The organism is Flavobacteriaceae bacterium HL-DH10, from assembly GCA_031826515.1.
In the GTDB taxonomy this organism is placed as follows: domain Bacteria; phylum Bacteroidota; class Bacteroidia; order Flavobacteriales; family Flavobacteriaceae; genus Thalassobellus; species Thalassobellus suaedae.
Genome location: CP134536.1, coordinates 1867962 through 1892602, shown reverse-complemented (window position 1 = coordinate 1892602; position 24641 = coordinate 1867962). Strand labels below are relative to the sequence as shown.

Annotated in this window: 24 protein-coding genes; 9 read left to right on the top strand and 15 right to left on the bottom strand. The window is 30.7% G+C overall.

All coding sequences use genetic code 11. The features are described from left to right. Window positions 1–3: 3 nt before the first annotated feature. Window positions 4–2319, top strand: a complete 2316-nt coding sequence (locus RHP49_08270; GenBank protein ID WNH14401.1) for an inorganic phosphate transporter — start codon at window positions 4–6, stop codon at window positions 2317–2319. 72 nt (window positions 2320–2391) lie between these two features. Here the strand turns inward: RHP49_08270 and RHP49_08265 are convergent, their stop codons facing one another. Continuing rightward, on the bottom strand, window positions 2392–4161 hold the full coding sequence (locus tag RHP49_08265; protein WNH14234.1) for a Na/Pi symporter: 1770 nt from the start codon (window positions 4159–4161) through the stop codon (window positions 2392–2394). Window positions 4162–4202: 41 nt separating this feature from the next. On the opposite strand from RHP49_08265, the gene RHP49_08260 reads away from it, so the two are divergent. Then, window positions 4203–4499 (top strand): pyrimidine/purine nucleoside phosphorylase, encoded by a 297-nt coding sequence (locus RHP49_08260; protein ID WNH14233.1) that lies wholly within the window; start codon window positions 4203–4205, stop codon window positions 4497–4499. Window positions 4500–4576: 77 nt separating this feature from the next. Further along, entirely contained in the window at window positions 4577–5440 is an 864-nt protein-coding gene (locus RHP49_08255; protein WNH14232.1) for an OmpA family protein, read from the top strand. Window positions 5441–5519: 79 nt separating this feature from the next. Here the strand turns inward: RHP49_08255 and RHP49_08250 are convergent, their stop codons facing one another. From RHP49_08250 to RHP49_08235, 4 genes are all read right to left on the bottom strand, one after another. Continuing rightward, a complete protein-coding gene (locus RHP49_08250; protein ID WNH14231.1) occupies window positions 5520–6026 on the bottom strand; it encodes an RDD family protein in 507 nt (168 codons plus the stop codon). Between the two features lie 117 nt (window positions 6027–6143). Next, window positions 6144–8627: a ribonucleoside-diphosphate reductase subunit alpha gene (locus tag RHP49_08245; protein WNH14230.1), complete on the bottom strand. Its 2484-nt coding sequence runs from the start codon at window positions 8625–8627 to the stop codon at window positions 6144–6146. Between the two features lie 244 nt (window positions 8628–8871). Continuing rightward, entirely contained in the window at window positions 8872–9852 is a 981-nt protein-coding gene (locus RHP49_08240; protein ID WNH14229.1) for a ribonucleotide-diphosphate reductase subunit beta, read from the bottom strand. A gap of 293 nt (window positions 9853–10145) precedes the next feature. Further along, a complete protein-coding gene (locus tag RHP49_08235; GenBank protein ID WNH14228.1) occupies window positions 10146–10715 on the bottom strand; it encodes a DUF3109 family protein in 570 nt (189 codons plus the stop codon). 188 nt (window positions 10716–10903) lie between these two features. Between RHP49_08235 and RHP49_08230 the strand changes: the two genes are divergently transcribed. From RHP49_08230 to RHP49_08220, 3 genes are all read left to right on the top strand, one after another. Then, window positions 10904–11491, top strand: a complete 588-nt coding sequence (locus RHP49_08230; protein ID WNH14227.1) for a MarC family protein — start codon at window positions 10904–10906, stop codon at window positions 11489–11491. Window positions 11492–11584: 93 nt separating this feature from the next. Then, window positions 11585–11788: a hypothetical protein gene (locus RHP49_08225; protein WNH14226.1), complete on the top strand. Its 204-nt coding sequence runs from the start codon at window positions 11585–11587 to the stop codon at window positions 11786–11788. 121 nt (window positions 11789–11909) lie between these two features. Beyond that, window positions 11910–12518, top strand: a complete 609-nt coding sequence (locus RHP49_08220; protein WNH14225.1) for an NAD(P)/FAD-dependent oxidoreductase — start codon at window positions 11910–11912, stop codon at window positions 12516–12518. 1 nt (window position 12519) lies between these two features. Here the strand turns inward: RHP49_08220 and RHP49_08215 are convergent, their stop codons facing one another. The 3 genes from RHP49_08215 to RHP49_08205 all read right to left on the bottom strand — a co-directional run bounded on the left by RHP49_08215 (window position 12520) and on the right by RHP49_08205 (window position 15366). After that, window positions 12520–14112 (bottom strand): S41 family peptidase, encoded by a 1593-nt coding sequence (locus RHP49_08215; protein ID WNH14224.1) that lies wholly within the window; start codon window positions 14110–14112, stop codon window positions 12520–12522. Then, window positions 14113–14544 (bottom strand): dCMP deaminase family protein, encoded by a 432-nt coding sequence (locus RHP49_08210; protein WNH14223.1) that lies wholly within the window; start codon window positions 14542–14544, stop codon window positions 14113–14115. Between the two features lie 234 nt (window positions 14545–14778). Then, window positions 14779–15366: a HupE/UreJ family protein gene (locus RHP49_08205; GenBank protein WNH14222.1), complete on the bottom strand. Its 588-nt coding sequence runs from the start codon at window positions 15364–15366 to the stop codon at window positions 14779–14781. A gap of 433 nt (window positions 15367–15799) precedes the next feature. Between RHP49_08205 and RHP49_08200 the strand changes: the two genes are divergently transcribed. Further along, window positions 15800–16318, top strand: coding sequence for a hypothetical protein (locus tag RHP49_08200; GenBank protein ID WNH14221.1), 519 nt, complete (start codon window positions 15800–15802; stop codon window positions 16316–16318). A 68-nt stretch (window positions 16319–16386) separates the two neighbouring features. Here the strand turns inward: RHP49_08200 and RHP49_08195 are convergent, their stop codons facing one another. After that, on the bottom strand, window positions 16387–17100 hold the full coding sequence (locus RHP49_08195) for a hypothetical protein (GenBank protein ID WNH14220.1): 714 nt from the start codon (window positions 17098–17100) through the stop codon (window positions 16387–16389). A gap of 299 nt (window positions 17101–17399) precedes the next feature. Between RHP49_08195 and RHP49_08190 the strand changes: the two genes are divergently transcribed. Beyond that, window positions 17400–17867: a CBS domain-containing protein gene (locus RHP49_08190; GenBank protein ID WNH14219.1), complete on the top strand. Its 468-nt coding sequence runs from the start codon at window positions 17400–17402 to the stop codon at window positions 17865–17867. Here the strand turns inward: RHP49_08190 and RHP49_08185 are convergent, their stop codons facing one another. The 3 genes from RHP49_08185 to RHP49_08175 all read right to left on the bottom strand — a co-directional run bounded on the left by RHP49_08185 (window position 17868) and on the right by RHP49_08175 (window position 19467). Continuing rightward, entirely contained in the window at window positions 17868–18569 is a 702-nt protein-coding gene (locus RHP49_08185; GenBank protein WNH14218.1) for a hypothetical protein, read from the bottom strand. Between the two features lie 65 nt (window positions 18570–18634). Continuing rightward, entirely contained in the window at window positions 18635–18982 is a 348-nt protein-coding gene (locus tag RHP49_08180; protein ID WNH14217.1) for a hypothetical protein, read from the bottom strand. 2 nt (window positions 18983–18984) lie between these two features. Continuing rightward, entirely contained in the window at window positions 18985–19467 is a 483-nt protein-coding gene (locus tag RHP49_08175; protein ID WNH14400.1) for a GNAT family N-acetyltransferase, read from the bottom strand. A gap of 228 nt (window positions 19468–19695) precedes the next feature. On the opposite strand from RHP49_08175, the gene ssb reads away from it, so the two are divergent. After that, entirely contained in the window at window positions 19696–20028 is a 333-nt protein-coding gene (gene ssb, locus RHP49_08170; GenBank protein WNH14216.1) for a single-stranded DNA-binding protein, read from the top strand. Between the two features lie 56 nt (window positions 20029–20084). On the opposite strand, the gene nadB is transcribed toward ssb, so the two are convergent. The 3 genes from nadB to RHP49_08155 all read right to left on the bottom strand — a co-directional run bounded on the left by nadB (window position 20085) and on the right by RHP49_08155 (window position 24629). Further along, entirely contained in the window at window positions 20085–21641 is a 1557-nt protein-coding gene (gene nadB / locus RHP49_08165; protein WNH14215.1) for an L-aspartate oxidase, read from the bottom strand. Window positions 21642–21647: 6 nt separating this feature from the next. After that, a complete protein-coding gene (gene nadA / locus RHP49_08160) occupies window positions 21648–22574 on the bottom strand; it encodes a quinolinate synthase NadA (GenBank protein WNH14214.1) in 927 nt (308 codons plus the stop codon). A gap of 225 nt (window positions 22575–22799) precedes the next feature. Next, window positions 22800–24629 (bottom strand): hypothetical protein, encoded by a 1830-nt coding sequence (locus RHP49_08155; GenBank protein WNH14213.1) that lies wholly within the window; start codon window positions 24627–24629, stop codon window positions 22800–22802. Between the last annotated feature and the right edge of the window lie 12 nt (window positions 24630–24641).

Below are 24641 nucleotides of genomic sequence, written 5' to 3'. Positions count from 1 at the left end.
CCTATGGATAATATTTATTTATACATGATCATTGCCTTAGCCATTTTAGCAATAGCTGATTTAGTTATTGGTGTAAGCAACGATGCTGTAAACTTTTTAAATTCTGCTATTGGATCCAAAGCCATATCATTTAAAACTATCATGATAGTTGCTAGTTTAGGTGTAGCCATAGGAGCCGTTTTTTCAAGTGGCATGATGGAAGTAGCAAGAAAGGGTATTTTTAACCCTGGCGAATTTATGTTTGATGAAATCATGATTATTTTCATGGCAGTCATGATAACAGATATATTATTGCTTGATTTCTTTAATTCAGTAGGTATGCCTACATCTACAACAGTATCTATTGTATTCGAATTACTTGGAGCTGCAGTTGCTATGGCCTTAATTAAAATAGGTCATGATGGCGGAGAATTTGGAGATGTTATTAACTATATAAATACATCAAAAGCCTCACTCATTATTTTTGGAATACTACTCTCGGTAGTCGTCGCTTTTTCCATTGGCGCCTTGGTTCAATGGGTTTCAAGATTACTATTATCTTATAATTTTGAAAAAAAGGCTAACTGGGTAGGTGCTTTATTTGGTGGTTTTGCTTTAACAGCCATTACCTATTTCATTTTTATGAAAGGTTTAAAAGGAACATCTTACGCAAAAGAATCTTTTGATATTCTTGGTGGAGGAACAATGACAGACTTTTTAGAAAATCAAGTATTACCAATTGTATTAATTAGTTCCATTTTTTGGTCTCTATTATCTTATGCGTTAATTGCATTTACTAAAACAAATATTTATAAATTAATTATTATCGTAGGTACCTTTGCTTTAGCCTTAGCTTTTTCAGGAAACGATTTAGTAAACTTTATTGGCGTACCTGTTGCCGCTTATAATTCGTTTTTAGCTTGGACAGCATCAGGTGTTTCTGCATCTGAATTCCCAATGGATGTACTAGCAGCAAAAGTGCCAACAAATAACTTGTTATTATTTGCTGCAGGTATGGTTATGGTATTAACTCTATGGTTTTCTACAAAAGCTAAAAATGTAGTAAAAACATCCTTAGATTTATCAAGTCAAGGAGAAACTAAAGAGCGTTTTCAACCTAATTTTTTATCACGAGGATTTGTTAGATCTGCTATATTAATGTCTCAAATGTCATCATATATGCTACCAAAATCATGGCAAGCAAAAATTGAAAAACAATTTGAAGTACCTGTAATAGCAATATCTAAAGACAAGAAACTTGAATTACCTGCTTTCGATTTAGTTCGGGCTGCTGTAAATTTAATGGTTGCTGCTGTTTTAATCTCTATCGCAACATCATACAAACTACCACTTTCTACTACTTATGTTACATTTATGGTAGCCATGGGTACTTCTTTAGCAGATAGAGCTTGGGGTGCAGAAAGCGCTGTTTACAGAGTTGCTGGAGTATTAAATGTTATTGGAGGTTGGTTTTTTACTGCCTTTAGTGCTTTTTCGGCTGCTGCTTTAGTAGCTTATTTATTAAACTTGAATATTACTGTTATGTTCCCTATTCTTTTAGTAATTGCTTTTGCTTTACTAATAAGAAGTTATGTTGCACATAATAAAAAGAGTAAACAAGTAAAAGCTGAAGATAGCTTAACAAAAGCAGAAAGTAGTTCTGTTCAAGGTGTTATTGCAGAGAGTGCTAACAATATTGCAAATGTTATAAAAAGAGGCAATAAAATTTACACTAATTCTATAAATGGCCTTGCAAAACAAGATTTATCACTATTAAAAAAGAATAATAAACAAATAGTTAAATTGTCTACCGAGGTTGATGATTTAAGAGATAATGTTTTCTATTTCATCAAAAATTTAGATGAATCCAGTATTGGAGCTAGTGATTTTTATATTAACATTTTAGGCTACTTACAAGATATTACACAATCTTTAGAGTACATTTCTAAAGTAAGTCATAAACACGTAAACAACAATCATAAAAAATTAAAATTCAATCAAATAAAAGAGCTTAAAGAAGTTGATGCTCGCTTTGAAATATTATTTAATAATACTAAAAATGCATTCGACACTAGATCTTTTGAAGAAATTGGAAATATTTTAAGTAGAAAATCAGAAATAATTTCTTTAGTAACGGACAAAATACAAAAACAAGTAGAACGCACACGTAACGAAGAATCTAGTCCAAAAAATACAACCTTATATTTTAGTATTTTACTTGAAACAAAGGATTTATTAAATGCGACAATGAATCTTTTAGAAGTTTACGATAATGCACATGACGCTTCGGTAAAGCCTGCAACTATATTAGATACTGAAACTCCAAACGCTAATAGTTGAGATAATACTAAAAAAGAGAATAGATATTATTAAAAACACTTATCGGTAAAACTATTTACTGATAAGTGTTTTTTAGTTTTTCACATTATCTTCTATTAATGAATCTACCTTGCCGTATAATAATTCGGCAACATCAATTAATTTTTTAATCATGTCATTTACATTAGTATAATCATTAAATAATGACGAAGCCATTTCGGCCGTGATTAAATTTTTTCTTATTAATCTATCAATAGATTTGTTACTTTGCCTGATGTTCAACTTGGCATTTTTCTTTAACTGTTTTAATTTTGCATCATATTTTTCTGCATTATTTTCTTCAGTTCTAAACAAATAAATAACTCTTAATACTTTCGTTAATTTTTTTCTATAATTATCATATTCGTTTTGTAAATATTGGTTATCCATATTTAAAACTAATGATATATTTTTATTTAACTCTCTAGCATCTTTAATTATTTCTACCATTTTTCGGTTCGCAATTTTAATATCCGTAATGGCTTTAATTTGTTTATTAGTTAAACTCAATGTACTCTGAGCAATTGAAGCATATTTTATAATTTCGCCATAAATGGTTTTAACCTTTTTATAGTATAAATCTTGAATATCAGTCTTAAAATCAATATTAGATTTTTTAATAATTGTTTTAAGATTTTCTTCAGACTTTATGTCTTCTCTATGAATATTTAAGGCATGAGAAACGATTTCGAATACACTATTTTTATATAAATATTGTGATTCTTTTACCAATGCTGAAATAGCAGATCCAGGAAATTTTAATACCGCGGGATTAAGGTATTTGGGTTCATCAACATCCTTATTAATTTTCTCTTTAAAAAACCGCAATAAAAAGCGTTCTAAACGCTTAATGAAAGGTAACATTAAAAGTACTCCTAAAACATTGAATATGGTATGAAATAATGCAAGCTTTAAAGTGTAATTTGTTGTAGAAATATATAATATTTCCGATAAGCTATTTACTAATCTTGACAGAGGGTATATAAAAGTCATGGCTACCAAGCCTGTAATACCATTAAAAATAAAATGTGCAGTTGCCAGTCTTTTTCCTGCACTATTTGCACTAAGTGCTCCTAAAACTGCTGTTATGGTTGTGCCAATATTAGCACCAATAGCTAAAGCTAATGCGTTTTCATACTCTATCTGTCCTACGGATAAAGCTGTTAATATTAATGCCAAAGTAGCACTACTAGATTGTAAAACGGTTGTAATAATTATCCCTAATCCAGTATAAATTAACACCCCTAGAAATCCAGAAACAGCGTATTCTGATAAATCTATATACTCCTTAAAAACATCAAAGCCCTCTTTCATGTAATGAATCCCAAGAAAGAAAAAACCTAATCCTGCTAAAACATTTCCAATACCTTTAAAAGATGGCTTTTTTTGAAATGAAAATATAATTCCAAAAACAAGCATAGACATTGCTAATGCCGATATTTTTATTTTAAGTCCAAAACCAGCAACCAACCAAGCAGTAGCGGTTGTGCCAATATTTGCACCAAAAATTAATCCTAAACCTTCTGCCAATGTAATTAATCCAGCACTAATAAATGATATGGTAATAACAGAAACCAATGAACTAGATTGTATTAATGCTGTTAATAAGGCTCCAGCAGTAATGCTCTTATAAAGTTTATTTGTGGTCTTTTTTAAGATGTTTTGTAATGGTCCTTTAGTAAAAACTTTAAAACCTTCTTCTAACATTATCATTCCAAAAAGCAGTATTGCAACTCCTGCTGAAATTGTTTTAAAATTTGGATTTAAATAAAGGATAACACCCAAACAAATTAAAAGTCCAAAGAAAAAAGACTTTCTTATCATATATAATTATAGTATTTAAATTTAAATATAGTATTTTTACCATGAAAAAACTATTTATGATTTCAACAAACGAATATTTTGAAGGGAATGTAAAATCTTTAGGTTATACATCGGCAACAGGAAAATCTACCATTGGTGTTATGGAAGCAGGCGAATACGAATTTAGCACTTCTAAACACGAAACGATGGTAGTAATTGAAGGTGAAATGCACGTTAAATTACCAGGAGCATCTCATTGGAAAACTTTCAAAGCAGGTGAAGCTTATGAGATTGATGCTAATGAAAAATTTGATGTAAAAGTATCCGAACAAACGGCTTATCTATGCCAATATAAATAGTAGTAAAAAAAAATCAAATACTTTATAATCTATATTGGGTTTCATTACGTAAATGATATAAACCTAAAGTTATTATTATGAAGAAAATTTCGATTTTATTATTAGTTACAATTTTTACAATCTCTTGTGTTTCAAAAAAGAAATATGTAGCCTTACAGCAAGAAAATGGAGAAATTAAGAGTGAATTACAAAAAACAAAAGTTGCTAAGGAAGATTTAGAAGCTAAGTTTGATAAAATTCAAGCTAGAGTAAGTGTTTACAACTCTAAAATAGCAACTCTTAAACAAGAGAATGACACCAAATTAGATGTTGTTGGTAATGTTGCTGTAATATCAAATGATACTAAAGTAAAAATGCGCGAAACGTTAAAAAACGTTGATGCTAACAAATTGAATCAAGCTAAAACACTTAAAGATTCTATGAATTTAGCTGTTGCTTTTAATCTTGAAAAAACGATTAACGAAAGCAACATGAATGAAAATGACGATTTTGCTGTTAATATTAATGAAACAGTGGTTATGATTTCTATCGCTGACAATATGTTATTTAATACTGGAAGCTATAGATTAAGTTCTAAGGCAGATAATATTTTACAAAAATTAGCCGACGTTATTAATTCTGAACCTAGTTTAGATGTTATGGTTGAAGGTCATACAGATTCTAGAACTATAAAAACTGCAAATATTGCAGACAACTGGGATTTAAGTGTATTAAGATCGACATCTGTTGTTCGTAAACTACAAGAAAAATACAATGTAGCTCCAGAAAAATTAATTGCAGCCGGTAGAAGTAGTTACCAACCTATTGCAGCTAATGATTCATCTGAAAACAGATCTAAAAACAGACGTACAAGAATTATTATTCTTCCAAACATCAACAAATTTTTCGCCTTGATGTCTGAAAATGATAATACTGTTACGAAAAATGATATTTTAGATTAAATTATAAATTGAATTTATTGATATACAAAAAGCATCCTATTTAGGATGCTTTTTTGTTTTTGGTCGTATACTGTTAAAATTATATGTCTTGAGAAACACCTATTTGATCTAATTCACTAAAGGATTTCTTTTTAGCTTCAAACCTACCAATATCAACTACATACGTACTAGAAATAGAATCGTGCCAACCTTTCCCTATAGTACCTAAAAAAGACAAGGCATCAAAGGGAATCATTCTACAAAAACTTCTTTTTAAAACATCTTGATAAGTTGGGTCTTGGCCATCATCTAGAACAACTTTCGTTTTAGTTACATATTTACCTAAAGTTCTAAAAGTAAATGCTTCCATTAAAAAAAAGTAAATAAACATAATAGTATAAGACACTATATAATCTTCAATGTTAGATAAACCATTCCAAAAGTCCGCTAATCCATAATACCCCGTAAACTCTCCAATATAAAAAAACAAATATGCCAAACTATAAATAATAGCATACTGAGCTACTAAATCTATTATATAATTTACGAAACGCATGTTTTTGCTAGCTAAAACATCTTCGGTTATTTGTATTGTATTATCTAACATTAGTTTTTAAGTTTGAATATAAATATAGTATTTTTAATACAAAAAAGCACCCCTTACGAGATGCTTTTCTAAAAATTTGGGGTTCCCCCTTTCGAGGGAACAAACCCAATATCTATTTTATGATCCACACATTAAGCAATCATCACCTTCTGCTTCTTTGGCTTGAGCTATAAGCGCTTTCATTTCTTCTGCAGTCATAGGCTCTATTTCTGGTGTATTTTGCTTTGCAAATTTAGCAGCGTTTTGAACCGCTAATTTCTGCTTCTTTGCTTCTTGTTGTTGTACTGCAACATCATTAACTTCTACAACCTCAGCTACTGGTTCTTCTTTTTTAGTGGTGCTTAAAGTAAATTTAATAGCATCTACAGCACTTTTAGTACGTAAGTAATACATACCTGTTTTTAAGCCACTTTTCCATGCGTAGAAATGCATTGATGTTAACTTAGCCATCGTTGCGCCTTCTAAGAATAAATTAAGTGATTGCGATTGATCTATAAAATAGCCTCGTTGGCGAGACATATCTATAATATCTTTCATACTTAACTCCCATACCGTTTTATATAGGTCTTTTATATCTTGAGGAATGATATCGATACCTTGTACCGAACCATTAGCCCTCATAATATCTTGTTTTAAACCTTCATTCCATAAACCTAACTCTACTAAATCTTCAAGTAAATGTTTGTTAACTACAATAAACTCACCAGATAATACACGACGTGTGTATATATTAGATGTATAGGGTTCAAAACATTCGTTGTTACCTAGTATTTGAGACGTTGATGCTGTAGGCATTGGCGCTACTAATAAGGAGTTACGCACACCGTTTTTAAGGACTTGTTTGCGTAGTTTTTCCCAATCCCAATTACCACTTAAATCGGCATCATTTAACCCCCAAAGGTTATGTTGAAAGTCGCCTTTACTTATAGGAGAACCTTCATAAGTTTGGTATGGACCATCTGCTTTAGCTTCTTCCATACTTGCTGTTACAGCAGCATAATAAAGCGTTTCAAAAATATCCTGATTTAATTTTTTAGCTTCATCACTAGTAAAAGGCATACGCAGTTGAATAAATGTATCTGCCAATCCTTGAACTCCTAAACCAATTGGTCTATGGCGCATATTAGAATTTTCTGCCTCTTTAACAGGGTAGTAATTTCTATCAATAACTCTATTTAAATTTTTAGTAACACGTTTTGTAATACGGAATAGTTCTTTATGATCGAACTCCCCGTTTTTAACAAACATTGGTAACGCTATAGAAGCTAAATTACATACAGCAACCTCGTCTGGCGACGTATATTCTAAAATCTCAGTACATAAATTTGAAGAACGAATGGTTCCTAGATTTTGCTGATTAGATTTACGGTTAGCCGAATCTTTATACAACATATAAGGTGTACCTGTTTCAATTTGAGATTCTAATATTTTTTCCCAAAGTTCACGTGCTTTAATTGTTTTACGACCTTTTCCTTCGGCTTCATATCTTAAATATAAAGCTTCAAAAGCCTCACTATGTGTTTCATCCATTCCTGGACATTCATTTGGACACATTAACGTCCAAGGACCATCTTCCTCTACACGTTTCATGAATAAATCTGAAATCCACATCGCATAAAATAAATCACGAGCACGCATTTCTTCTTTTCCATGATTCTTCTTTAAATCTAAAAAATCGAAAATATCGGCATGCCAAGTTTCTATATAAATAGCAAAACTTCCTTTACGTTTTCCTCCTCCTTGATCTACATAACGCGCCGTATCATTAAATACCTGTAGCATAGGAACAATACCATTACTTGTTCCATTAGTACCTGCAATATAACTTCCTGTAGCACGCACATTATGAATAGCTAAACCTATTCCTCCTGCAGATTGTGATATTTTAGCCGTTTGTTTTAATGTATCGTAAATCCCATCAATACTGTCTTCTTTCATTGTAAGTAAGAAACATGAAGACATTTGCGGTTTTGGTGTACCCGAATTGAATAATGTTGGTGTAGCGTGTGTAAAATATTTTTTAGACATGAGTTCGTAAGTCTCAATAGCAGCATCTAAATCATTTAAATGAATTCCTATTGAAACACGCATAAGCATGTGTTGTGGACGTTCAGCAATTTGTCCATTTAATTTCAAAAGATATGAACGTTCTAATGTTTTAAAACCAAAATAATCATAACCAAAATCGCGATTGTATATAATAGTTGAATCTAGGCGTTCTTTATTAGCCATAATCACTTCATATACATCATCTGCTAAAAGAGGTGCTTCTTTACCTGTTCTTGGATTTACATATTTATGTAAATCTTCCATAACCTCACTAAAGGTTTTCTTAGTGTTTTTGTGTAAATTAGAAACAGAAATACGCGCTGCTAAACGTGCATAATCTGGATGTGCAGTAGTCATAGTTGCAGCAATTTCTGCCGCAAGATTATCTAGTTCACTAGTGGTAACACCATCATAAAGTCCTTCAATAACACGCATAGCTACTTTTAAAGGATCAACCAATTCGTTTAATCCGTAACATAACTTACGTACTCTTGCTGTAATTTTGTCGAACATGATTTGTTCTTTTCTGCCATCTCTTTTTACTACATACATTTTTTACACGGTTTTATTTTTTTTTCTGATACACCTTCAGAAAAAAGGTTAGTTATTTATTCTACATTTTAGCTTTTACGGTAGCAAGCTAAAATTCAGTTACTTAGGTTAAGTTTAATAAAATGGTATTTAGTTTAGTTTTTCAATTAAAGAGTTCTTCCCGTTTTTTTTCAGATTCCCATCTTCATGGGAATGACAATTTCAACGGAAACATCAAAGCAAACTTTGATGGGATACTCTTAAATTAAAAATCGGCATCAAAACTGAATTTATCTTTATCTTCTTCCTTATTAAGCACACCAGCTTTTTGGTATTCAGAAACACGTTTTTCAAAGAAATTAGTTTTTCCTTGCAATGAAATCATGTCCATAAAATCGAAAGGATTAGTTGAGTTATAAACTTTATCACATCCAAATTCACCTAATAATCTATCAGTTACAAACTCTAAATATTGTGTCATTAACTTGGCATTCATACCAATTAAACTTGCTGGAAGCGATTCGGTAATAAATGAACGCTCAATATCTAATGCGTCTGTTAATATTTGTGTAATTCTATCTTTTGGCACTTTATTTACAATATGATTTTCATGCAAATGCACTGCAAAATCACAATGTAAACCTTCGTCTCTAGAAATAAGTTCATTAGAAAACGTTAAACCAGGTAATAAACCACGTTTTTTAAGCCAAAATATCGAGCAGAAACTTCCAGAAAAGAAAATACCTTCAACCGCTGCAAAAGCAATTAAACGTTCAGCAAAACTTGGAGAATCTATCCATTTAAGTGCCCAATCTGCTTTTTCCTTAATAGCTGGAAATACTTCAATAGCATTAAATAATGCATCTTTTTCCTTATCGTCTTTTACGTAGGTATCAATTAATAATGAATACACTTCAGAATGAATGTTTTCCATCATAATTTGAAAACCATAAAAGAATTTAGCTTCAGAATATTGTACTTCAGACACAAAGTTTTCTGCTAAATTTTCGTTTACAATACCATCACTAGCTGCAAAAAAGGCTAAAACGTGTTTAATAAAATAACGCTCGTCATCGTTTAATTTATTATTCCAATCATTAAGATCCTGATGTAAATCAATTTCTTCAGCAGTCCAAATGCTTGCTTCTTGCTTTTTATACCACTCCCATATATCATGATGTTGAATTGGAAAAATAACAAAACGATCTTTGTTTTCTTGAAGAATGGGTTCTATAGCCTGAGACATTGGTTTCTGTTTTTTTGAATAAAATTAAACGAAAATTTGCTTTGATTTCGGGTTAACAAAGATTGGAAAATGTAGCCATAAATGAAAGGCATAGTTATAAACATTGTCAACAAGTTTTTAACAAAACCTAACAATTTCTGATAATTACAAAAAATCTTAACTCAAAATAATATACTGAAAATCAAGTGTTTACATTTAACGAAAACCGCTTAAGCACTATAAAACAAGGATTCTTAATTTTCAAAAGTGAACAAAAAAACTAAAGATTGTTTTAAATTTTAAAATAGAGTTGGCTAACTTTTTTTAGAGCTGGCTACTTTTTCTAATTCTGCATACCAATCTTCGCCAAATTTCCTAATTAAGGCTTCTTTTACAAATTTATAGACTGGAACTCCTAATTCTTCACCAAGTGTACAAGCATCATCACAAATTTGCCATTTATGATAATTTACCGCAGAAAACTCACTGTAATCCTGAACTCTTATAGGATACAAATGACAAGACACAGGCTTTTTCCAAGACACTTCACCTTGATTGTATGCTTCTTCAATAGCACAAAGTGCCACTTTTTTTTCATCAAAAATAACATATGCACAATCGGCTCCATTAATTAAAGGTGTTTCTAACTCACCATCTTCAGATGTTACGTAAGTACCTTGAGACTCTATAGCCTTAATACCTTCCTTTCGTAAAAAAGGTTTTACTTTCGGATAAATAGCTTCTAATATTTTAGCTTCATCAGCATCTAATGGAGCTCCAGCATCACCGTCAATACAGCACGCGCCTTTGCAGGCAGATAAATTGCATAAAAAATCCTTCTCTATAATATCCTCAGAAACAATGGTTTTCCCTAATTGAAACATAAATTACTTATCTTGTAAGCAGCAAAAATAGTTAACTTTAGCTGAATTTAATTAAGATAATAAGCTACTTTTGCCGAAAATTTCAAATCATCTATTTTAGATGTATTATTTTCTTAGATTCCCGCTTTAGCGAGAATGACTATCAACAGAAGTGCAGCTTGCTGCGATACAATTTAAAGCTCAGAACAATGCAATTTAATTTTAAAGAAATATTCACTGCTTTTATGGTACTGTTTGCCGTAATAGATATTATTGGAAACATCCCTATTGTTATTGATTTACGAAAAAAAGTTGGACATATACAAAGCGGAAAAGCCTCAGTTATTGCTGGAGTTATTTTAATTGTTTTCTTATTTTTAGGAAAAAGCATTTTAAATCTTATCGGTATTGATGTAAACTCATTTGCCGTAGCTGGTGCTTTTATCTTATTTTTTATTGCTTTAGAAATGATTTTAGGTATTACCTTATACAAACAAGAAGAACACACCGCACTAACGGCCTCTATTTTTCCTTTAGCTTTCCCACTAATTGCTGGTCCTGGGAGTTTAACCACTTTACTGTCGTTAAGAGCAGAATTTAGAACAGAAAATATTATTGTTGCGGTTTTAATGAATGTTATTATTATTTTTACAGTATTAAAAACTTCTGGGAAAATTGAACGTTTTTTAGGCGCCAATGGTATAAACATTATACGCAAAGTTTTTGGGGTTATTTTACTCGCTATTGCTGTTAAATTATTTGCTCATAATATTAAAGCGCTATTTAATCTTGTATAAAATGAAACATTCACTATTATAAATGCAATCAGACAGAAGAATGACAATCTAGATACAACATCTAGACCATTAAAAAAGGACAAATAAAAACACATGAAAACACTAACTATTATAATAAGTATCGTTGCTTTAGGACTAATGATTTTTAACTTTACTAAAGTTGATTTTAACAACCCTTTTGAAGGCGAAAGTACCGTTGCATTAATTACTATTGTAGCATCTCTTTGCGTAATATTAATGATGGCTATTTTAAGAGTTTCAAAACGTATTGAACAAAAAGTAAAAGGACGTCAGTAAAGAATTTTGCTTTTCATTCAAAAAGTAAAACGAAAATTCTTTACTTTAGATTCCCGCTTCTGCGGGAATGACAATATCAAGGGAAACCCGAGGCATAGCCTCAAAGAATCTTTTTTAAATAATGTATGATACTTTAATTATTGGAGGTGGCGCAGCAGGTATGTCTTGTGCATTAGTTTTAGGTTCTGCAAAAAATAAAGCTTTTGCTAAAAACAAACGTATTGGCATTATCACACATCAAAAAACATCTCATTTACAAACTGCTTTGTTTAATAATGTTCTAGGATTAGAACCAGGCACAACAGGTACTTCTATTTTAGAAAATGGCAAAAAACAACTTGCCACTTTATATCCTCATATTGAACAAATAGACAAAGAGAAAGTTAGTCACATATCTAAATCGAGTGACGTGTTTATAATTACAACTAACAAAAACATCTACACTTCTAAAATTGTGGTTATAGCCGTTGGTTATACTAATTTATTAACTATTAAAGGGCTTGAAAGCTATATAGAACCGCACCCAAGAGCCGCTATTGAAAAAGATCGAATTTGGCTAAAAAATACAGACCATTTAATTGAAGACAACCTATATGTTGCTGGATCATTAGCGGGTTGGCGTAGCCAATTCGCCATTTGTTCTGGTAGTGGCACACATGTAGCAACCGATATTTTAACACTTTGGAATAACGGGAAACATACTAAGGTGCATGATAAAATTACAGAATAGATTACTCTTCACCAACACTCAACTCAATAACCTCATCAATCATAATATCGCGCTGATTTAAAATTTCTTGATACGCATCATTACCATATAATTGATCTGCAAGTGTTGCTTTTAGGTATTGCTTTACTTCTTCGTGATAGGCTACAAATGTAATTTTAGAAGCGGTTCTTACATTTATATAATCTTGAAACGCAAATACCATATCGTCATCTACCTCAAAAGAATCTATAAAATCTTGTTTAGTAACATCCTGATAAATATTTCGGCTTTTCTCTAACTCTTCAAAAACAAAATAACCAATAAAACCACGACGTTGTAAAAAAGTAAGTGTTTCATTGTGCATCGTGTTATCTATAGGCACAAATACATCTGGTATAATACCGCCACCACCATAAACAACTTTTCCTTTAGGTGTCGTATATTTTAAAGAGTCTACCACTTGAATTTTTTCAGAATCTAATAACTCACCGCTTTGAATCCTTTCAAAATATTCGTCGTAATAATCTTTATGTCCTTTTTTATAAGGTCGTTGAATAGAACGTCCCGTTGGCGTATAATAACGAGATACTGTTAAACGTACCGCACTACCATCTCCTAAATCCATTTCGTGTTGCACTAAACCTTTTCCGTAAGACCGACGCCCAACAATAGTACCTTTATCATTATCTTGTAATGCCCCGGCAACAATCTCACTAGCCGAAGCAGAATTTTCATCTATAAGCACATAAATTTTTCCATCTTCAAAATCACCTTCATCAGTCGCAAAGCTTTTCTCCGTATTCCCACGTTTATTTTTAGTAAATAATATAAGTTTATCCTCTTCTAAAAACTCATCAACTATTTGCACTGCAATATCTAAGAAACCGCCTGGATTATCGCGTAAATCTAAAGCAATTTCGGTTGCTCCTAAACTTTGTAATTCATCCAATCCCTTTTTAAATTCTCTATATGTACTTTCTGCAAAACGATTTATTTTAATATAACCTAATTCATCAGTTAACATATAAGCGGCATCAACACTTTTTAAAGGAATTTTGCCTCGTTTAAGTTTAAAATCTAAAAGTTCAGGTTCTCCTTTTCTAAAAACCTTTAAATCTACTTTAGAGTTTATAGTGCCTTTAAGCTTTTTTAATAGTTCGCCGTCATTTAATTTATCACCAAATAACGAATCACCATTTGCCATAACAATTCTATCGCCGCTTTTAATTCCTGCTTTTTCACTAGGACCTCCTTCGGTTGTTCTAATAACTGCAATAGAATCTTTATAGGTGTAAAACTGAATACCAATACCTACAAAATCGCCTTTCATATTATCAGAAACACGTTGCATATCTTCTTTAGGAATATAAACCGAGTGAGGATCTAAATTTTCTAAAATACCATTTACTGTAACATCAACAATACTATCGGTATTAACATCATCAACATAATCATAATCAATATAATCAATAAGCCTATTAAGCTTATCTTTTTTACTGTTTTTAGTAAACAAACGTTGTGGCGAATCGGCAAAATTTAACTTACCTCCAATAAAAATACCCGCTGCAATTGCAACGCCAAGAATTAAGGGCAAATATTTTTTTTGATAAGGCATTTAGGCTTCTATATCTTCAATTTGTTTAAGTTCTATCCCTGCTTTTTGCAAGAATTTTAATCCAGAATCGTCTTTATAACCTTGCCTATAAACCACTTTTACAATACCAGCTTGATGTATTAATTTGCTACATTCTTTACAAGGCGACATGGTTATATAAAGCGTAGCGCCTTTACAGGATTGGGTAGACGATGCAACCTTTAAAATAGCATTTGCTTCAGCATGTAAAACATACCATTTAGTATACCCTTCATCATCTTCACAAAAATTCTCGAATCCCGATGGCGTACCATTATATCCATCAGAAATAATCATTCTATCCTTTACAATAAGCGCTCCTACTTGCCTACGATTACAATACGATAGTTTCCCCCACTCTTGAGCAATTCTTAAATAAGCTTTATCGTACTTAAGTTGTTTATTTTCTGGCATTATTATTTTTTTTAATTATGGCGTTACCCTCATTTAAAATTTCGTGATTTAACAAGAAAAAATTTAATAATTCGGGTCAGGCTTTACGTTACAATCTTTTGCAAAAAGCAAAAGGATTTTCACTGCAATCCTTAACGCAAAACAATATAACGAAGATACTTGGTTCGTGTTTTAATTACAACGCAAGTTCGTTAAAGTTTTACGAAAATTTAATCCATTCTATTGAAGCTTCTTTTAAAAAGGGAAACGATTCTGTATCATCGGAATTGCAAATCCTACTACAATTGAAGAAATTACCATAATCCAATCGCGTTTAGAAAATCTGAATATCGTTTGCATTATATACCCTAAAAACAAGACTATAAACACAATAATAATTTGCGAAATCTCTATTCCTAAAGCAAACTCAATTAACAATTCAAGTTTGCTATTAGAATCTCCCAATAGCATTTTAAATTCGCGAGCAAATCCCAATCCGTGAATTAACCCAAAAAACAAGGTAGACAAAAACAATATCCCTACTTTTTCTTTTTGCGCCCCTTTTCCCGCTGTAAACACATTAAAAAGTGCAACAATTAAAATGGTTACAGGAATTAAAAACTCAATTATTGTAGCATTTATTTTTACCACATTATATGCCGCTAAAACTAAAGACAACGTATGACCCAAAGTAAACATGGAAGCCAATAAAAAAATACGTTTCCAGTCTTTAAACATATACGGAACTGTTAAAACGATAAGAAATAAAACATGATCGTAGGCATTAACATCAAGCACATGGTTAATACCATATTGCACATTAAACCAGAAATTTTCAAGCATAATAATTTGAATTTAGGGTGGCTCAAATATACAATTAATTAGATGTCTTTAAAATCATATTTATTTTATCATAAATAACAACAAACAATATTATATTCATAATATTTTCAATTTGATTATCGTTTATAATAAACCCGTTTAAGTATTATCAACAGGCTAAAAAATTGTCCACTTACACCCAATTTTTACTTTTTTTTTGCTCGGTAGCGATGTTATGCAACTCAAAAAAGTTTTCAACTGGTCACAAAGCGACTAATTATCACTTCAAACCAAAAAGTTTAAATGAGTTCAATTAAAAAATCAACTATTACTATATCTTTGTAAAGCATCTTTTAAACAAATTACATAAAAAGCCCGTTACTAAATCTTGACAAACAAGATAATAGGTAACTAAATGCTACATGTAACTAATAAAAACTATTGATAAAAACCGATGAATATTAAATTTTTAGCAACACTCAGTTTATTTGTTATTTTCTTCTGTTGCAAGCAAAAACAGGAAACTAACTTACCTGATAATAAAGATGAAAACATTAGTCAAGATATATCAGAAAAAGACCTTTCTAAACTTAATTATATTGAATTTACTTTAGATGAAAAAACAGCTAAAGCTATTGCAGATTGGAATGAATACAACGAATTGCAAACTATTGCAACCAATGTAAAAAAAGGAGATTTAAGTTATTTTGATAACGACGAAGATCCTATAAAAGTACTTATAAAAAATTCTAAACAAACCATTCCTAATGCGGTAAATACTGAACCTACTTTAGCAAGAATTACAGCTTTAGAAACAAAGCTTTATAAGCTAGAAAATTTATCAAACTTATCAACGACAAGCAAAAAAGAACTTACGGAAAGTATAAGAGAATTTTTAGAATCTTTTTCTAACCTTAATTTTCAAATGAATAAGAAACTAGAAAAAGATAGTCAGAACATTGAAAAACCCTAAACATTTATTTTAAACAAAAGAGCCGTTTCTAATTTCAGAAACGGCTCTTTTGCATTCTATTATGTTTATTAATTTTTAGGTTGAGCAGCTTGTGCTTGTAAAACCTGTTTTTGTCTTAACAATTCTGTTTTTGTTAATTGTATTAAATTAAAATTAGGCGCTGTTTTTAATGCCGCATCTAAAATATCAACAGCAGCATCAATATTTGCTTTTGCATCCTTATTATAAGTACATAATGCATTTAAATACATAAAAGCAGCTTTTAAAGAAACCTCGTAAGGTGTTTGTGTTTCATAAAACGCTTTTTTCATATCATCTTTCGCATTTACTAAACCATAATTAATATGTTTTTCTGCTCCCGGAATATTTTGTATTTGCAAATTAAGTTCTGCTAATTCATAAGCGACTTTAGCATCTGGATTACGTTTAAACATTTCTTCAAAATGACCAATAGCCATTTTAGGTTGCTTAACAGCTTTTAATGAAATGGCCTTTACCTCAATAGCGATATCAGAATCATCTAATTTTCTTTCTACACCAATAGTATTTAATGCTTGCGAATATTTACCTTCAGACATATATATGTATGCCAAAGTATCTTTTCTTGCCTCAGAAGGCTCCAACACATTTAAATGCGTCATCGCATTTATAATACCTTGCACATCGCCTTGGGTTTTCATTTGCTTATAATAAGCTTCATAATGTTTTAATAAATTTGTGTTTTCTTGTGCACTTAATTGCATACTTCCCACCAATAATAGCAATGCTAATAATTTTTTCATTTGTTCGTTTTAATTGTTACCAATAGTCAAATGCAACCTCCAAATAATCATTCCTCTGTAAGATGAAGTTTTAATTATGGCTGTTTCATCATTTTATTTCTTGTTTAATTGCTAAAACTATAAAAAATTAACATTTAAACTCTTAAAAGAATGCTAATTATTTTAATTATAATAACCATTTATATAACTATTCAAATAAAAACAGGTGTTTAAGGTTGCGTGTTTTTTAATGTAAAAATTAATTTTTTTAGGAATTCTAAAATTAAAAAACTATATTTAAGATTACTAAATTATTAATCATGGGGATAAAGAGTTTTCAAGGGGCTAGAAGGCAACAAACAAATAATACAGACGACACACCTTTAAAGGTTAGTGATTATATGACTACCGATTTAATTACGTTTAATCCTACTCAAACTATTGAAAGTGTGATGCAGGCATTAATTAAACACAGAATATCTGGTGGTCCTGTTGTTAATGAAAAGAATGAATTAATTGGTATTATATCTGAAGGCGATTGTATTAAACAAATTAGTGAAAGTCGTTATTACAATATGCCAATGCAAGATAAAACCATTGAAAAATACATGGCTTTAAATGTAGAAACTATTGATGGTAACATGAATATTTTTGATGCTGCCAACAAGTTTTTAAATGCTAAAAGACGTCGATTTCCTATAGTTGAAAATGGCAAATTGGTTGGTCAAATAAGTCAAAAAGATGTCCTTAAAGCCGCCATGAAGTTAAAAGGGCAAACCTGGAAATAATTAAAGATTTCTTCGTCTTACTTCTATAGCTTTAGGTAAATCTGTAATTATAAGATTCTGCGTATCATTACTTTCTAATGCGGCAATTTTACTGTAATGATATCCTTCAATGGGTTCGTTTAACACTTTCCATTTAGCAACACCTCCAACGGTTATAGTTTCGCCTATTTCAATAATTCTTTCAGAATATTTCAAGGTCTTATTAAACCCTAACCAGGTCTCACTTTGAATACCAAAATCATCTAAAACGTTTTGAAACTTAGGTGTTGGCGTATTAAATGTTCCTGAATTTACACTTTTATCTTCAACCATATAACTATAATAATTACTGCTTTCTAGAGATGGTTTAACCATGACTAACTCGCCATCTTTTTCAATAAAAAAATCTTGTATATCTTCTTTTTTAACCAATGTTTTCCAATGCGAACTTTTTCCTGTACTTACTTTTTGTTTCACTTCAAAAATATAAGCGACACATTTTCGCTTACTATACGGTGCAACAAAAGGTTTTTCAACTTGCAAAACTTTACCTGATACTTTTGTTAGCTCATTGGTTCTAAATTGTGTAATTCGTTTAGGCTTAAATTTTGATAATTTTCTTAAAATAATATTCTTTTTACTAAAATAAATAACCAAAAAAATAATTGTAGCTATTGCTATAGTTATTAGAGTAGGAATTAAAAATTCTGAATTTTGCAACATATTACTAATTAAGGTGTTTTTATAATTTGTGTATCAGATTTATAAAATGTTACTAAAAAACATATTTATTCTCGTTTTACTAAAGCATAAAACTCATTTTCTAAAGGCAAATACCCTTGATCGTAAACAAAGTAATATATAGTTCCGGCTTTTGTGGTATAAATACTTGTGAAATAATTAAAATCGAAACCCGCTTCAATTAGTTTTGCTCTTGAAGTTTTTGTTTTTTGTTCTGGGTTGAGGGTTTCTAATATTCTGTAATTTTTTCGAAGTCTGTTATTAGTATTTCTAATTAAATTTTTACTGTCTTTATTTACTTTATTGTTATATGCATTTCTACATCCATCACTACAGAACTTTTTATCAATTCTGCCAATAATTTTTTCGCCACATTCTAAACATTGTTTTCCCATAATTATTTGTTTTCAATTTTATACCAACGTAAGGTTAATTGCTCTGGTTCAAAGTAAAAATCTTCTACATATTTCAATCCAATTTTTAACAAGGCATGATGCGATGCTTGGTTACTTATTTCGGTTGTAGCATATAACTCAGGTAGCTTTAAAATATTAAAAGCATAATTTACAGAAGCCTTTCCAGACTCGGTTGCATACCCTTTTCCCCAATAACGTTTAATCAGCCTATAACCTACATCATAATATTTGGTAAAACCATTCATATTATATTCTGTATTAAGTTTTATACCTGACCAACCCATAAAATCTCCCGAAGATTTTTCTATGGCTGCCCATCGTCCAATACCCCTTTCTTTATATTGATTAATCACAGATTCTAAAATTTTTTGAGATTCTTCAATTTGTTTAACAGGTTTATTTCCTAAATATTTATGAACTTCGGGATCAGAATCTAATTCAAACATCCCGTCTAAATCGGTTATGCGTAATTATCTTAAAATCAGTCGTTCTGTTTCTATATGAAATTTCATTTTGAATTTGTTGTAGATAACAATATACAATTTTTTTAACCGTTTACAAACGACTACAAACATTTACAAACGAATTTAAACATTTATTTACCGAATACCATTTGGACGCTGTCTCATCTTTGCCATGTCGAAACATAAGAACTCGATAGTATTAACTGTTTAAACAATAAATTTAATATTATGAACACACTTAGAAACAAAGTACAGTTGATTGGTAACTTAGGAAACGATCCAGAAATCATCAATCTAGAATCAGGAAAAACATTAGCAAAATTTAATATTGCAACTAATGAAAGTTACACCAATAATAAAGGTGAAAAAATCACAGATACACAATGGCACAATGTGGTTGCCTGGGGAAAAACAGCTGAAATTATTGAAAAATATGTAACCAAAGGAAAAGAAGTTGCTATTGAAGGGAAATTAACATCACGTAGTTATGATGATAAAGATGGTAACAAACGCTACATTACTGAAGTTGTTTGCAACGAACTTTTAATGTTAGGAAAATAAAAACTTAACCTATTTATAATTTTATAACGAGGCTCTTTTTAAAAAAAGAGTCTCGTTTATTTTTTAACATTATCAATATTATAATAACCTCCTTTATTTTCGGTTCTATCTAAAGACTGTCTAATAATTAAATGTGCTACATTCACCATATTTCGTAACTCACAAAGCGAAGTTGTTATTTTAGATTCTTTATATAAATCTTCAACTTCATTATATATTAGATCTAAATGCTTTATGGCACGTTTTAAACGTTTATTACTTCTTACAATACCAACATAATTACGCATTAAGGCTTGTAATTGTTTAAGGTTATGCTGAATTAAAATATGCTCTTCTGGTATGGTTGTTCCTTCATCATTCCAATCGGGGATAGTTACATCAACAATGGATTCATCATGTTTAGCAAGGTATTTAAATACGTTGTGTGCATATACCAAGGCTTCTAATAAGGAATTAGATGCTAACCTGTTAGCGCCATGCAAACCTGTTCTTGAACATTCTCCACAAGCAAATAAATTGGTAATAGTTGTCTTCCCTTTTTTGTTCACTTTTATTCCACCACATAAATAATGAGAGGCAGGAATTACAGGAATCCAATCGGATTTAATATCAATATGATGTTCTAAACACTTATTATAAATATTAGGAAAATGCTTTATAAAAGCATCCATATCTAAATGTGTACAATCTAAATACACATGAGGATCACCAGATTTTTTTAATTCGTTATCAATACTTTGAGATACAATATCTCTCGAAGCTAATTCTGCACGCTTATCATAATCTGGCATAAAGCGATAACCATCTTTATTTCTAAGATAAGCTCCAAAACCTCTAACAGCTTCAGAAATTAAAAAAGAAGATTCTCCTTTTTCCTCATATAAAGCCGTAGGATGAAATTGAACAAATTCCATATCTTTAATACGTGCTTTAGCTCTGTAAGCCATTGCAATGCCATCACCAGTTGCAATTACAGGATTTGTAGTATGCCCATAAACACAACCAATTCCACCAGAAGCTAAAAGGGTACTGTTGGCTTTTATGGTAAAAATATGTCCTGTTTTTTGATCGAATACATAAGCCCCAAAACAAGATAATTCGCTTGATTCAAGGTTTTTTATATGGTGATTTGTAACTAAATCTATAGCAAAGTGATGTGGTAAAATAGTAATATTTGGTAACTGATGTGCTCGTTTTAGTAAAGCGCGTTCAATTTCAAAACCCGTAATGTCTTTATGATGTAATACGCGATATTCTGAATGCCCTCCTTCTTTTCCTAAATCGAAATCACCACTAGCATCAACATCAAAATTTGCACCCCAAAGCATCAACTCTTCAAGTCTATCAGGCCCTTCCTTAATAACCATTTTAACAACAGCTTCATTACATAAACCATCACCAGCTATTAAAGTATCCTTAATATGCTTTTTAAAAGAATCATTTTCTTTGTCTAAAACAACTGCAACACCACCTTGTGCATATTTAGTATTCGATTCGTCTTCGTTTGCCTTAGTAACTATTACAACATTTTTATTAGGAAATTTTTCGGCTATTTTAACCGAAAATGTCAAACCAGCAATTCCAGAACCAATTACTAAATAATTTGTTGTCATGTTTATTTATTTAGAAAGCTCTAGCATACGTTCTATAGGCAATAAAGCACGTTCTCTTATTTCCTCAGGAACATCAATTTGTGGCGACTCGTTAAGCAAGCAATCATATAATTTTTGAAGCGTATTCATTTTCATGAAATGACACTCACTACAAGCACAAGTATTGTCCTCTTTAGCCGGTGCAGGAATAAGATCTGTATTTGGCATCTCTTGCTGCATTTTATGCAAAATACCAGCTTCAGTAGCTACAATAAATTTTTCGTCTTGATGATCTTTTACATAATTTATCATACCAGAAGTAGAACCAATATATGTTGCCGTATTTAAAATATGCTCTTCAGATTCTGGATGTGCAATAATTTTATAATCAGGATATTTTTTATGTAATTCAATCAATTTATCCATAGAAAATGCTTCATGAACAATGCAACTACCATCCCATAAAAGCATATCTCTACCTGTTTCTTTAATAATATAAGCACCTAAATTTTTATCAGGAGCAAAAATAATAGGTGTTTCTTTTGGTATAGATTCTACTATTTTTAATGCATTTGAAGAAGTACAAACAATATCACTTAATGCCTTAATTTCTGCTGAACAGTTTACATAAGTAATCACCACATGGTCTGGATGTGCTTTAGTAAATTTTTCAAATGATTCTGGCGGGCAAGAATCGGCCAACGAACAACCAGCGTTTAAATCTGGTAAAACCACCGTTTTAGTCGGATTTAAAATTTTAGCTGTTTCTGCCATAAAATGAACCCCAGCAAATACTATAATATCGGCATCGGTTTCTGCTGCCTTTTGAGACAAGCCTAAACTATCGCCTACATAATCTGCAATATCCTGTATTTCAGCAACCTGATAATAATGCGCAAGAATTACAGCGTTCTTTTCTTCTTTAAGTCTTTTAATTTCTTTTACTAAATCCATTCTTAATTAAAACTATTTATTTTAATTAAGCAAAACCAATAGTTGTACTAAGGCTTTACTTTTTACAAATATCTTAATTAAAATTATAATGAATTGTATTTACCTCAAAAAATAACGGAGAATTAAAGACATATTAGGTTTTTTGCAATTATTTAAATTCTTAACAAACAAACGCTTATTTCATTAATAAAACTAAAACTCTAGTTTTGAATAATACATTTCATTCTATGCTAACACTTTAACATTTTGATTTTTAACAGACAAATTTTCAATTTCTAAAGCTATTAGTCTCAGTGTTTTTTCACCCTTATCCAACTCATTTAAAACCTCCTCTTTTATGTCATTAAACGTGTTTTTTAATTCGCTAAACAAAGATTTATAATAAGCCACACCTTCATTCATATTACGAGTAAATGTTAAGAAATATTTCTCTTCTTTCTTAGTTAATTCTGTATTTACTTCTTCTAACTTATTTTTTAAATAATCAATATAAATATAAAGCTCTTTAATAAATAAATTTGGTCTATCGGTTCTAGATACCATGTTATCTCTTGCATAAATATGATCGGTCATATTTTTCAAACTCATAATTTTTGAATAATATGCCATATTGGGTCCGGGACAAATAGAAACGCCTTCACCTTCTGTTTTTGTATCTAAATTATATGCTAATAAGGCCGATGTTCCTAAACCAACACAGGTACAAGATTTTTCAATAATCTTATTGTATTTGTTCTGAAATTCTCTTTCAGGTAAACCTTCATTCTCTAATTCTTTAATTTTTAAATATTGATATTCTCTAGAAGCCACACAAATCCCTTTTTCTTTAAATTCTTTGTTTAATGACACAAACTTTTTAGGACAAGCACTTCCTGGTCTTCCTTTTTTAATTAACACTTCTTTTTCTAAATCTTTAGTATTTCCTCTAAGACTATTAAAAGGAATTCCTAATGGCGAAATATCACTTAAATACAAATCATCTTCTTTAGCTGCAACTAACTGATTTAATGTTTTTTTATCTACCGTTGTAGCTTCTGGAACCAACAAAAAAGGTGTTCCCCAACCAATAGAATCTAACTCATAGGTATCCATTAAAAATTCATGTTCTTCATGTGTTCCAACACCACCTTGAGCAGAAATCTCTATTTTTAAAGGTGTTTCTGAAATAACACGACCTTGATTTTCTAATTCTTGATTTAAAACACTTTCTATAGAGGCTCTTAACTCTTCTCGTTTTTCTTTAAATTCTGCTAAAACAGGTCCTAAAAGATATCCATCGGTAGCAAAAGCATGTCCACCACAATTAAGTCCAGATTCTATTCTGTATTCTGAAACCCATAAACCCTTTTTTGCTAAAAACTTACCTTGAATTAATGCCGATCTATAATCGCTAACCTTCAAGATAATTTTCTTGTTAAAAGCACCTGTTTGTGTTGGGTAAAAATCATCAAATTGACTCATGTAAGCATACAGTCTAGGATTCATACCTGCCGATAATACAACCGAAGCATTTAATTTACTATTGGCAAAACCTCTTAAAGCGGCATGAGCATCATTATATTCTGAAGGCAATTGTTGGTCTTTAATATAGTTGTCTTTATCAACCTTAGTCATAATATTAACATCTATACTTCCTTTTGTCAAATTTTTAGCTGCCCAATTTTTAATTTCAGAAACATTAAATCCTGTTTCTGTTAATTTTTTAAACTCTGCTTTTATTGACGAATTTGAAGGCAACATGTTTATATAAGCTTTCATATCATCACTTTTTTCAAGTGTTATATTTTTTAAAGCTTCAAACTTTTTTTCTACAGTATCATGTATCAAATTTAAATATGAAGTAATCCTTTTTGCTCTAAAATCATCTACTTTATCTGTGATTTCGCTATAAGGAATCTCAAATTTTTCACTATACATTTTTCTTAATTTCTCAATAAGAATATCATCTACCAAAGAAATAACAGAATCAATACCATATTGAGCCACTTTTAAAGGCGAATCTATTGTAAATCCTATACCCATTACTGGGATATGGAATGAATGTGCTTTTTTCATATACTTAATATT